The following is a 12,174-nucleotide window of genomic DNA, read 5'->3' as shown; positions in this document are numbered from 1 at the left end:
CCAACGACTACGACGTCTTGGAATGGTGGTGCGTCTCGATCCACTTTGTGGGAATCTTCAGCGCGCTGAGGATGCCCAGGGTCGACCGATCCTCGATGTGCGGTGCGCCGCCCCGCTCGACCGCCAGCAAAAGCCACCGGGCTGCGGGCCGGGCGGTCGCCTTGTCCGTCAGCCGTTCCAGCACAGCCAGCCGGTCGTAGCGGGCCAGCGGCACCGCCTCGACGACCAGCAGCGGCTCCGGTTGGGTGGTCAACCGCGTCTCCAGTCCGACCTCGGTCGATGACTGGTTGAGGACCACACCCGCGTGTACGAACAGCAGGTCGCTCCCGGCGTCGATGAGGAGCTGCCCGAAGTGTTTGGCCTTACTGTCAGCGAGGATATGTGAGTTGTCCTCGGCGGAGAGTCGAGCCCCGAGGGAGGCATTTTCTCCTTGGCCGTTTCTCCCTCCACGGGAACGCGGACAGTTCCTCAATGACCGGGATAGCCGCGTTCCCGTCGGCCGAGGCCGCCAGCGGCCTCAGCACCGGCCGAAGGGTCAGCTGGGCTCGTAGGCCAGGTTGGGACGCAGCCAGCGCTCGACCTCCGCGAGGTCCAGGCCCCGGCGCCGGGCGTAGTCCTCGACCTGGTCCCTGCCGAGGCGGCCCACGGTGAAGTAGCGCGACGACTCGTGGGCGAAGATCAGCCCGCTCACGCTGGCGGCCGGGGTCATCGCGAAGGACTCGGTGAGGCCCATCCCGAGCCCGTCGGCGTCCAGCAGGTCGAACAGCTCCCGCTTCTCGCTGTGGTCCGGGCTCGCGGGGTAGCCGAGCGCGGGACGGATGCCGCGGAAGCGCTCGGCGTGCAGGTCCTCGATGACGGGATCGGCGTCCGGCTCGAACCAGCCGCGCCGCGCCTCCAGGTGGATGTGCTCGGCGAACGCCTCGGCCAGCCGGTCGGCGAGGGCCTTCACCATGATGGACCGGTAGTCGTCGTTCTGCTCCTCGTAGCGGGCCGCGAGCTCCTCGGCGCCGTGCACGGCCACCGCGAACCCGCCCAGGTGGTCCCCGGCCGGGGCGATGTAGTCGGCCAGGCACCGGTTGGGCCGGCCGTCGGGCTTGGCCGTCTGCTGGCGCAGCATCGGCAGCCGGAGACCGTCCTCAAGCACGATGTCGTCGCCCTCGGAGTGGGCGGGCCAGTACGCGTAGGCGCCCTTGGCCTGGAAGCTCCCCTCGGCGATGATCTGGTCGAGCATGGTGTTGGCGTCGTCGAAGAGCTCGCGGGCCACCGGCTGGTCGAGGATGGCCGGATACTTGCCCTTCAGCTCCCAGGCGAGGAAGAGGAACTGCCAGTCGATCATCGCCCGGAGGGTCTCCAGGTCCGGCTCCACGACGCGGACGCCGGTGAAGGCGGGAACCGGCAGGTCCTCGAAGGAGACGCGCTCGGGGTTCGCGCGGGCCTTGTCGACGGTGAGGAGCGGGGTGCGCTGCTTGTTGGCGTACTGCTCGCGCAGGCGCTCCTGGTCGGCGCGGTTGCTCGCCTCCAGCGTCTGGGCCCGGTCGGCGTCGAGCAGGTCGGAGACCACGCCGACGACGCGGGAGGCGTCGAGCACGTGGACCGTGGGGTTGTCGTAGGCGGGGGCGATGCGGACCGCGGTGTGCTGGCGCGACGTGGTGGCGCCGCCGACCAGCAGGGGCAGCTTCAGCCCGCGGCGCTGCATCTCAGCCGCGACGGTGACCATCTCGTCCAGCGACGGGGTGATCAGCCCGGAGAGCCCGATGACGTCCGCGCCCTCGGCGACCGCGGTGTCCAGGATGACCGAGGCGGGGACCATCACCCCGAGGTCGACGACCTCGTAGTTGTTGCAGCCGAGGACGACGCCCACGATGTTCTTGCCGATGTCGTGCACGTCGCCCTTGACGGTGGCGAGCACCACCTTGCCCTGGCCGCGTCCGGTGTCGAGACGCCCCTCCAGCCGCGCCTGCTCCTTCTCGGCCTCCATGTACGGCTCCAGGTAGGCGACCGAGCGCTTCATCACCCGCGCGCTCTTGACCACCTGCGGCAGGAACATCTTCCCCGACCCGAACAGGTCGCCCACGACCTTCATCCCGTCCATGAGCGGCCCCTCGATCACCTCCAGGGGGCGTGCCCTCTGCTGGCGGGCCTCCTCGGTGTCGGCCTCGATGAAGTCGACGATGCCGTGCACGAGGGCGTACGACAGGCGCTCCTCCACCGGGGCGTCGCGCCAGGCCAGGTCCACGACGCGGCGCGTGCCGGAGCCGCTCACCGTCTCGGCGAAGGTGACGAGCCGGTCGGTGGCGTCCTCACGCCGGTCGAAGATCACGTCCTCGACGAGTTCGAGCAGGTCGGCGGGGATGTCCTGGTAGACCGCGAGCTGCCCGGCGTTGACGATGCCCATGTCCAGCCCGGCGCGCACCGCGTGCAGCAGGAACGCCGAGTGCATCGCCTCGCGCACGACGTCGTTGCCGCGGAAGGAGAACGACAGGTTGGAGATGCCGCCGCTGGTCAGCGCCCCCGGGCAGCGCTCCTTGATCTGCGGCAGCGCCTCGATGAACGCCTTGGCGTAGCCGTTGTGCTCGCTGATGCCGGTGGCGACCGCGAGCACGTTGGGGTCGAACACGATGTCCTCGGGGGCGAACCCGGCCCGCTGGGTCAGCAGGTCGTACGCGCGGGCGCAGATCGACACCTTGCGCTCGGCGGTGTCGGCCTGCCCCTTCTCGTCGAAGGCCATCACCACGACGCCCGCGCCGTAGTCGCGGATGATCCGGGCCTGCTCAAGGAAGGCGTCCTCGCCCTCCTTGAGGCTGATCGAGTTGACGACGCCCTTGCCCTGCACGCACTTGAGCCCGGCCTCCAGCACGCTCCACCGCGAGCTGTCGATCATGACCGGGATGCGGGCGACCTCCGGCTCGGTCGCGATCAGGTTCAGGAAGGTGGTCATGGCCTGCACGCTGTCGAGCAGGTCGGCGTCCATGTTGACGTCGAGCAGGTTGGCGCCGCCGCGTACCTGCTCCAGCGCGACGTCGACCGCCGCCTGGTGGTCGCCGCCCTCGATCAGGCGGCGGAAGCGCGCCGAGCCGGTGACGTTGGTGCGTTCGCCGATCATGACGAACCCGGTGTCCGGGCCGATCTCGAAGGGCTCCAGGCCGCTGAACCGGGTACGGGCCGACGGTTCGGGGACCTGGCGGGGCGGGAGGCCGGACACGGCGGCCGCGATCCGCTCGATGTGCGCCGGAGAGGTGCCGCAGCACCCGCCGACGACGTTGACCATCCCCGACGTGGCGAACTCGCCGAGCAGCGCCGCCGTCTGCTCGGGGGCCTCGTCGTAGCCACCGAACGCGTTGGGCAGGCCCGCGTTGGGGTGGCAGGCGACGTAGGTGCCGGCGAGGCGCGCCAGCTCGGCGACGTGCGGGCGCGCCTCCTTGGCGCCCAGCGCGCAGTTCACGCCGACCACGAGCGGCTCGGCGTGCCGGATCGCGCTCCAGAACGCCTCGACGGTCTGTCCCGACAGCGTGCGCCCGCTCAGGTCGACGATCGTCACCGAGATCCACAGCGGCAGGTGCGGGGCGACCTCGCGGGCGGCGGCGATCGCGGCCTTCGCGTTGAGCGTGTCGAAGATCGTCTCGATCAGCAGCAGGTCGACCCCGCCCTCGGCCAGCGCGCTGATCTGCTCGGCGTACGCGGCACGGACCTCGTCGAACGAGACCGCCCGGTAGGCGGGGTCCTCGACGCGCGGGGACAGCGACAGCGTGACGTTCAGCGGGCCGATCGAACCGGCCACGAACCGCCCGCCCGCCTCGTCGGCGGCCTGGCGGGCGAGCTGGGCGGCCCGCACGTTCATCTCCCGCACCAGCGACTCCAGCCCGTAGTCGGCCTGGCCGATGCTCGTAGCGGTGAAGGTGTTGGTGGTGGTGATGTCCGCGCCGGCCGCGAGGTACTGCCGGTGGATGTCCAGGATGACGTCGGGGCGCGTCAGGTTCAGCAGGTCGGGGTCGCCGGTCACGTCGCGCGGGTGGTCGAGGAACCGGTCGCCGCGGTAGTCGTCCGGGGTGAGCGAGGCTCCCTGCAGCATCGTGCCCCAGGCCCCGTCGAGCACCAGGATCCGCTGCCCCAGCAGCTCCCGCAGGGTCCGCGCGCGGTCCTCGGCTCCCGGCACGCCGTCAGTGGGTACGAGGTCGCGCTCGTCGTGCTTCAAAGATCCGTTCACCGGTCAGCCTCCCGTCGCGGGAGGCGCCCTTGCCGGAAGATCAAGGCCGAGCGTGGCGGGCATGAGCCCGTTGCAGCGCCTCTCGGCCTTGAGATCGAGAATACCGAGGGTTGGGACAAGACGCCAAACAACGACCCGCAATCCGGAAAGATCCAGCCCATATACGGTCACGGAACCCTCTTCACGTGACCCTCTTCACAGGAGACCGGAGGCCTCCACCCCGGCCCCCGGCGGAACAGGAACCCGTCCGAGGCCGGTCCCGGCGGCCCCGCTCACCTCGACCAGGGCTCACTGCAACCAGGGCTCACTGCAACCAGGGCTCACTGCGACCGGGCGAGCCGGAATCCCAGGTCGTCGACGCGGAAGGTGGGGTGGCTCTTACGACGGCACGAGGCCCGGCACCCCCGGGGCAGGTCGCACCAGCTTCCCCCACGGAAGACGCGGTACGGGCCGTAGACCTCGGGGTCGTAGACGTCCCAGCACCACTCCCACACGTTGCCGATCATGTCGTGGAGGCCCCACGCGTTCGGCGCCCTGGTCGCGACGTCGTGCACCTCGTCGCCGGAGTTCCCCCGGTGCCAGGCGATCTCGTCCAGCTCCCCGTAGCGGACGCCGGAGGTCCCGGCCCTGCAGGCGTACTCCCACTCCGCCTCGTACGGGAGCCGATAGCCGCCGGACTCCGGCTCGCAGACCACGTCCTGCCCGTCGGGGTCGGTTCCCACCGAGTAACAGGGGTCGAGCCCCGCTGCCCGCGAGAGCAGGTTGCAGAACCGGACGGCGTCCATCCAGGAGACCTCGGTCACCGGCGTCCGCGGCCCCGCCGCGCTCTCGGGCGCCTCACCCAGGACGGCGCGGTAGAGCTCGCCGGTCACCGGATGCGGCGCCAGCCGGAAGGCCGCGACCTCCGCCTTCCAGACCGCCTTCGTGCCCTCGTCCCGCAGGAAGATCGACCCAGCGGGAATCGTGATCATGTTTTCGGCGGCCACCCGGAGCGGCGTCGATTCGGAGCTCATCGCGGGTCTCACCCTACATGATCACTACACGCCGTTGACCTGCCGATACGCCTGCCCGCGAACGGGACCGCGCATGCCGGGGGCGGCCCCGCGGACACGGTCTAAAGCCGCCCTTTCCGTCGCGTTCGGGGCTGTTCGGCCCGCCGCCCGCGTTCCAGCAGCCGCGAGCCCAGCGGTGCCGGACCCGGGTGTCCCCGCACTCGAAGGATCACGCGACGGCCGACGTGTTTCACTCGCGGCCGGGATGGGCGCGCAGCTCACGGCGTGTCCGGTGACGGTCGCGGCGGCGCTCCTCGCGGCGGAGGCGGGACCACTCCCGGCCCCCGTGGCCGTACCCGAACAGGTAGTAGGCGTAGGCGGTGGCACTCCAGTAACAGTTGCCCGCGCGGTGGCTCAGGGAGGCGCTGTCGGCGGTGATCTCGTCCGGCAGCGTGCAGGGCCCGAACCGGTGGTCATGCACGGGCAGGCAGGTCGCCATGGGCGCGTCGGCCATCCGCACCCACCAGGGCCGGGTCTTGTCGGTCTTGCTCATACGGTCACCTTTCGGCTCCGTGACACCCCGGGCTGGGGCCGTCACAAGACCGGATGCACCGTGATCACCTCCGACTTCACGCGGACATATCAAGATCGAAAGCGACCTCGCCGCTCAGGGGAACCGGTTCCGACGCTACTACGAGCCACAGGAACGCGCGGTGTGCGGTGAACGGCAATGTGCCCGATCGGCCAGACCGGACCGGGTGGCGGTGGCGGGCGCCGCCAAGCCGGACGAGGAGGACAAAAGGCCCAGGAGCTGGGGATTGTCACGTAAAGTAAACGGAGATTACGGCCCGTCGGACCATCACGCAGGGCTACGCTTCGTGTCGAAACAGTAAAAGCCCCGGCGGGTGCGCCAACACCCCCGGGACATGGCACACGGAGCAACAATCCGCATGCGCGTTCATCGTAACAAGCACACGACCGGTTTCACGGTCCTGCCGAACTCTTGCCTCAGAGACCGGCGGCTGTCCTTCACCGCTCGCGGTCTGCTCTCCTACCTTCTGTCCCATCCCGAGAGCATCCGCCAGGACATCAAGACCCTCGCCGCCGGAAACCCCGAGGGCCAGCAGGCCATCGCGCGGGCCATGCGGGAGCTGATCACCTACGGTTACCTGACCCGCGAGCACGTCCGGAACGCGGCAGGACGGGTCTCCACCGTGGTGGACGTCTACGACACTCCCCAAGCTGGCCGTCAGGGTGTCAAAGGGCAGGTCAGACCGCGTCTCGGCTCGCCGAGACCCGGTGAGCCGCGTCCCGGCGAACCGAGCGCTCTCCCTACGGGAGTGAAGAAAGAAGAGAAAGAAACCACCCCCTTCCCCCGGGGGTGCGCGCCGGTCGAGCCCGTGCGGTCCGCCCGGCCACCGACGGGGGAAGGCGAGGATGGACCGGCGCTTCCCGGTTCCCTCTCCCAATCGACGGCTCCAGGCGCCGACCTTCAACCGATGGCTCCAGGTTCTTCCGCTCCCCCATCGAGGGCGTCAGGCACCGACCTTCCACCGACGGCTCCCAGTGTCGCCCCTCGATCAAGGGTTCCAGGTTCCGTACCTCGATCGACGGCTCCCGGTGTCGCGCTCCTCGCCCGCCTCGGCCGTGCCGAACCCCGGCTCACCGTCGGCGAGTCCGAGATGGCCCCCGTGCTGCCCCTCCTCGCCGAGTGGCTCGCCCGGGGCGGCACCGAGGCGCAGATCCGGACGGTCCTGACCGTCGGGCTGCCCGACGAGGTCCGCTCCCCCGCGAAACTGATCGCTCACCGGCTGCGGAGCAAGATGCCCGCTCCCGCCGTTGTCCCGGCGGCTTCGAGGCCGGTGACCCATGACGAGTGCGATGAGTGCGGGCGCCCGGTGACCTCCCCCGGTGTGTGCTCCCGGTGCGACGACACCGCGCGGAGCGGGAGACTCGGCCCGACCGCGGACGTGAGACGCGGCGCCGCCCTCGCCCGCGACCTGCTGAAAAACCCTCGCCCCAAGGCGGCTTAGGAGCACGGGACGACCGGCCCCCGCCGCCGGTCGTCCCGGGGAACCACGCCCCGCCCGGAAGCCGGACGCGAGGCCGGGCCGCCGGTCTCAGGGCGTGAGGAAGCGGCTGATCTGGTCGACGTGCGGGGCTCGGAGGAGCTCGTGGTGTTCACCTCGGATCTCGCGGACGGTCAGGTCGGAGACGGTCTGGCGCCACCCGGCCTCCTGGACGGCCCGCAGCTTGGGCGGGTGCAGCTCGCTGGCGAGGAGCGTGACCCTCCCGTGGAACCATCCGGCCCGGTAGCCGGCCAGGCCGCGCAGGCTGTCGCGCCACAGCCGCAGCAGCCCCGGCCCGTACGCCTCGTAGTAGGCGGCCACCTGGGGCGGTGTCATGCCCAGGCCCGCGAAGAACCCCACCTGCGAGTCGAGCAGGACCTGCCCGGCCTCGGCGGCCCCCAGCGGGGCCAGCCGGTCGATCAGCGCCTCCAGCTCCCCCAGCTCGCCCAGCAGGTCGGTCACGAACACCTCGGGCAGCACCGAGTCGATCAGCACCACGTGGTCGACGCGGTGGCCGAGCGCCTGGAGCCTCCTGGCCGTCTCGAAGGCCAGCACCCCGCCCGCCGACCAGCCCGCGAGCGTGTACGGCCGCGCCAGGTCCAGCCCGGACCCGGCCAGCTCCCCGGCGTACGTGGCGGCCATGTCCGGCAGCGAACCGGCGCTCACCCCCGACTCCAGCGCCTGCAGCCCGTAGACCGGCCGGTGCGCGGCGAGCCTGGCCGCCAGCCCCGCGTAGCAGAGCGCGGAGCCGCCGAGAGGGTGGAAGCAGTAGAGCGGGTCCCCGGCGGTCGAGGAGACGACCAGTGGCGTGATGACGGGAAGGGACGCGGTGGGGACGTGCCCGGCCCCCTGGCCGGAGTCGTGTTCACGACCGGGTGCCGGACCACGGCCGGAACCGGTGCCGGAGGCGGGGGCGGAGGTGCTACGGGAATCGAGGTCGGAGCCGGTGTCAGGGTGAGGTGCCGGGGATCGGCCGGAGACCCGGTCGGGGACGGCGGCCGACACCAGGGTGGCGAGGCCGCTGACGGTGGCGTTGGCGAGGAACTTGCGGAGCTTGACCTTCACGCCCAGCCGCTGCTCCACACTCGCCATCAGCCGTACCGCGCCGAGCGAGTCGATGCCCCTGGCGAACAGGTCCTCGTCCGCGCCGACGTCCTCGGAGCCGATCCCGAGCAGGCTCGCGATGAGGTCGGCGATCTGCCCCTCGACGGCGGTGCGCGGCCGGGGCGGCGCGGGCTCCTCCGCCGTGTCCCGCGCGGTCGCGGCGCTCACCTCCGGCAGCGCGGATCGGTCCACCTTGCCGTTGCGGTTGAGCGGGATCGCGGGCAGCGGCACGAAGACCGAGGGCACCATGTACTCGGGCAGGCTCCGGGCGAGGCCCGCGCGCATCTCGGCCGCCGTGGCGGTGCCGACGACGTAGGCGACGAGCCTGCGTCCGGCGCCCGGTCCGCCTCCCCGTACGACTCCAGGTCCCGCGGCTCCTGCTCCGGGTCCGGCCCCTGGTCCGGCCTCGGGCCAGGGGGCGGCGACGACCACCGACTGCTCGACCCCCGGCAGTTCGTCCAGGGCGGCCTCGACCTCTCCCGGTTCGACACGGAACCCCCTTATCTTCACCTGGTCGTCGATCCTGCCGAGGAACTCGAACTCCCCGTCGGCCCGGAGCCTGCCCAAGTCGCCCGTACGGTAGAGCCGTGAGCCAGGGGCGCCGAAGGGGTCGGGCAGGAAGCGCTCGGCGGTGAGCGCGGGCCTGCCGTGATAGCCGCGCACCACGCACTCGCCGCCGATGTACAGCTCGCCCGGCACGCCCATCGGGAGCGGCCGCATCGCGTCGTCCAGCACGTACATGGTGGTGCCCGGGATGGGCCTGCCGATGGGGACCAGCTCGCCGCCGATCGGGCCGGTCACGGTGTGCACGCAGTTGGCGACGGACGCCTCGGTCGGGCCGTACTCGTTGAGCAGCACCGGCGCCGGGTCCAGCGCCTGCCAGAACGCCAGCGCCCGGCTGGGGAAGGCGTCGGCGCCCACCACCAGTACCCCGGCCAGGCCCGCGGCCTGCTCGGCGGAGAGCTGCCCCGCCAGGACCTCCAGGTGCCCGGGGGTGAGCTTGACGAACCCGTACGGCCGGGCCGACAGCGCGGCGCCCAGCTCGTCCAGCGCGGTGTCCTCGGCGGCGACGTGCAGGCACTGGCCGACCACCAGCGGCGTGTAGATGTTGGGCACGACCATGTCGTAGGCGACGGAGGAGAACAGCGGCGCGCCGCCCACCCCGCCGACGGCGTAGGCGGACACGCACCAGCGCAGGAAGTTCACCAGACCCCGGTGCGGGACCATGACGCCCTTGGGCCTGCCGGTGGAGCCCGAGGTGTAGATGAGGTACGCCATACTCTCCGGGCTCTGCGGCGCGCCGGTCGCCCCGGGGTCGCCGGAGGGGTGGCCGGAGGTCTCGGCCTCCAGGGCCGCCGCGTCGTCCAGGACCAGGCGGGCGCCGGAGTCGGCGACCATGTGGGCGAGCCGCTCGGCGGGCAGCCCGGGGTCGAGCGGAAGATAGGCGGCCCCGGCCTTCCACACGCCGAGGAAGGCGGCGACGAGCCAGTCGGAGCGTTCGAGGCGGACGGCGACGACGCTCTCGGGGCCCATGCCCCTGCCGCGCAGCCAGTGCGCGATCCGGTTGGCCCTGGCGTTCAGCTCCCGGTAGCTCAGCCGGACGGCGCCGAAGGTCAGCGCGACGGCCTGCGGCGTGAGCCGGGCCTGGCGTTCGAAGAGCTCGTGGGCGCGGGCGTCGGGCGGCCCCAGCGGTTCCGGCCCCCGGCAGGCGGCGAGCAGCGCCTCGCGCCGGGCGGGCGGGAGGATCTCCAGGGTGCCGAGCGGCGCGTCGGGCGAGGCGGCGGCCTGGGCGAGCAGGTGGACGAAGGACTCGGCGAGCCGCCGCGCCGTGTCCGGCTCGAACAGGTCGGCGCGGTAGGTGAGGTGTCCCATCAGGCCCCCGTCCCCGTCCCCGGGCATCAGGGACAGGGCGAGGTCGTACTTGGCGGCGGTGTCGGGGAAAGCGAACGGCTCCGCGGCCAGGTCCCCGAGCGCCGTGGCGCCCCGCAGTCCCGCGTGCATCTCGTACAGGACGCGGAACGGCGGGGTGCGGCCCTCGGCCTGCATCGGGTACGGCAGGTGCTGGTGGGTGAGGGCGTCCAGGCAGTAGGCGCGGGTGCGGCGCAGCAGCTCGGTGAAGCTCGGGCCGCCCGACAGGTCGGCGCGCATCACGACGGTGTTGAAGAAGGCCCCGACCAGGTGCTCGGAGTGCGGCGTGGCGCGGTTGGCGACGGTGCTGCCGATCGCGACGTCGTCCTGGCCGCAGTGGCGCGACAGCAGGGCGGCGAACGCGGCGAGCCCGGCCATGTAGGGGGTGGCCCGGCAGCGCCGGGCGACGGCGCCGAGCGCGGCGGCCGTCGCCGCGGGGACGGCGAAGGTGACGACCGCGCCCTGCGCCGAGGTTCCGGAGACGGGCGCGTGGTCGGCGGGCAGGTCCAGCACGGGGAGCCCGGCCAGGGCGGCCCGCCAGTGCCGCAGGGCGGGCCCCAGGTCGGCCGCCCGCTCGGCCGCCACGACCTCGTCGTAGGAGGCGGGCAGCGGCGGCAGCGGGCCGGGCAGGCCCTCGGCGCGGGCCCGGTAGAGGGCGTCGAGCTCGCGGAGGAACACCCCCATCGACCACTCGTCGAAGGCGATGTGGTGCACGGTGAGCACCAGGACGTGGTCGTCTCCGGCCAGGCGGGCGAGCCGGGCGCGCAGCACCGGGCCCGCCGTCAGGTCGAACGGCCGCCGCGCCTCGGCGGCGGCCGTCTCGCGGACCTCCTCCTCCGAATCCGCGAAGTACACCGGCAGCCCGACCGGCGCCGGGGGCAGCACCGACGCCACCGGCAGGCCTCCGGCGCTCGCGTAGACGGTGCGCAGCGCCTGGTGGCGGGCGACGAGGTCGCCGAGCGCCCCGGCGAGCGCCGGGACGTCCGGCGTGCCGCGCAGCCGCAGCGCCAGGCACACGTTGTACTCCGTGCCCGCCGGGTCGAGCTGGTGGCCGAGCCACATGCGCTCCTGCGCGTACGACAGCGGCATCCCGGTCATGGGCGTCTCAGGCGCTGCGACCGGCACCTTCCACCCCCAGTGGCGACGACGAGAGTGACGTCCCTGCCTCCAGCATCCCGGCGACCACCTGGGCGAGCTCGCCCACCGTCGGGTAGGTGAACACGTCGGCGACCGGGACCTCGACGCCGTGCCGCGCCCGGATCCTGGCGACGATCTGGACGGCGATCAGCGAGTGCCCTCCGGCCTCGAAGAAGTCGTCGTCGGGGCCGACTGCGTCCAGGCCGAGCAGCGTCGCCCAGTCGTCGGCCAGGGCCCGCTGGACGAAGGCGTGCGTCGCTTGGGCGGAGGTGTGCGTGGGCGCTTGGGCGGAGGTGTGCGTAGCGGCGGGGGTGTGCGTGGGCGTGCTCATCATGGTCTCCTCGCCGCGCCCGCGGGCACGAGCTGGTCCTCGGCGCCCGGTACCGGGCGGGCCGGGTCGTGGTCGACGTCGACGATCCGGTTGGCGCCGTCCACGTGGACGACCTGGGGCCGGTAGCCCGGCAGCTCGCCGCCCGAGTACTGGCCGTAGGAGATCAGGATCACCATGTCCCCCGGCGAGACCAGGTGGGCGGCGGCGCCGTTGATGCCGATCACCCCGCTGCCGCGCTCGCCGGTGATGACGTACGTCTCCAGGCGGGCGCCGTTGGTGATGTCGACGATCGCCACCTGCTCGCCCTCCAGCAGGTCGGCGGCGTCCATCAGGTTCTCGTCGATCGTCACCGAGCCGACGTAGTGCAGGTCGGCGTGGGTGACGGTCGCTCGGTGGATCTTGGATTTGAACATCGTGCGCAGCATCTCG

At 72.2% G+C, this 12,174-nt stretch carries 8 protein-coding genes and 1 riboswitch; of the genes, 1 reads left to right on the top strand and 7 read right to left on the bottom strand.

The genetic code is table 11. The features are described from left to right. Positions 1-7: 7 nt before the first annotated feature. The 4 genes from ACSC1Q_RS33380 to ACSC1Q_RS33365 all read right to left on the bottom strand — a co-directional run bounded on the left by ACSC1Q_RS33380 (position 8) and on the right by ACSC1Q_RS33365 (position 5,749). A complete protein-coding gene (locus tag ACSC1Q_RS33380) occupies positions 8-298 on the bottom strand; it encodes a hypothetical protein (RefSeq protein ID WP_436762686.1) in 291 nt (96 codons plus the stop codon). Between the two features lie 237 nt (positions 299-535). After that, positions 536-4,204 (bottom strand): methionine synthase, encoded by a 3,669-nt coding sequence (metH, locus tag ACSC1Q_RS33375; protein ID WP_436762685.1) that lies wholly within the window; start codon positions 4,202-4,204, stop codon positions 536-538. A gap of 14 nt (positions 4,205-4,218) precedes the next feature. Continuing rightward, positions 4,219-4,294, bottom strand: a riboswitch (S-adenosyl-L-homocysteine riboswitch). A 230-nt stretch (positions 4,295-4,524) separates the two neighbouring features. Continuing rightward, a complete protein-coding gene (locus tag ACSC1Q_RS33370) occupies positions 4,525-5,217 on the bottom strand; it encodes a formylglycine-generating enzyme family protein (RefSeq protein WP_436762684.1) in 693 nt (230 codons plus the stop codon). Positions 5,218-5,446: 229 nt separating this feature from the next. Continuing rightward, the gene (locus ACSC1Q_RS33365) at positions 5,447-5,749 is read right to left on the bottom strand and encodes a hypothetical protein (RefSeq protein WP_436762683.1); all 303 of its coding nucleotides are present in this window, start codon (positions 5,747-5,749) and stop codon (positions 5,447-5,449) included. Between the two features lie 1,129 nt (positions 5,750-6,878). Here ACSC1Q_RS33365 and ACSC1Q_RS33360 point away from each other — a divergent pair. Next, a complete protein-coding gene (locus tag ACSC1Q_RS33360; RefSeq protein ID WP_436762682.1) occupies positions 6,879-7,229 on the top strand; it encodes a hypothetical protein in 351 nt (116 codons plus the stop codon). 87 nt (positions 7,230-7,316) lie between these two features. Here the strand turns inward: ACSC1Q_RS33360 and ACSC1Q_RS33355 are convergent, their stop codons facing one another. Genes ACSC1Q_RS33355 through panD form a run of 3 tightly spaced genes read right to left on the bottom strand, consistent with a single transcriptional unit; the run spans position 7,317 to position 12,170 of the window. Beyond that, a complete protein-coding gene (locus tag ACSC1Q_RS33355) occupies positions 7,317-11,375 on the bottom strand; it encodes a non-ribosomal peptide synthetase (protein ID WP_436762681.1) in 4,059 nt (1,352 codons plus the stop codon). A gap of 7 nt (positions 11,376-11,382) precedes the next feature. Beyond that, the gene (locus ACSC1Q_RS33350) at positions 11,383-11,745 is read right to left on the bottom strand and encodes an acyl carrier protein (protein WP_436762680.1); all 363 of its coding nucleotides are present in this window, start codon (positions 11,743-11,745) and stop codon (positions 11,383-11,385) included. After that, the gene (panD, locus tag ACSC1Q_RS33345; RefSeq protein WP_436762772.1) at positions 11,745-12,170 is read right to left on the bottom strand and encodes an aspartate 1-decarboxylase; all 426 of its coding nucleotides are present in this window, start codon (positions 12,168-12,170) and stop codon (positions 11,745-11,747) included. Before panD ends, ACSC1Q_RS33350 begins: the two co-directional genes overlap by 1 nt. Positions 12,171-12,174 lie beyond the last annotated feature (4 nt).

Source organism: Streptosporangium heterodermiicola, from assembly GCF_051390675.1.
Lineage (GTDB): Bacteria > Actinomycetota > Actinomycetes > Streptosporangiales > Streptosporangiaceae > Streptosporangium.
This window is presented reverse-complemented; position numbering and strand designations above follow the sequence as displayed.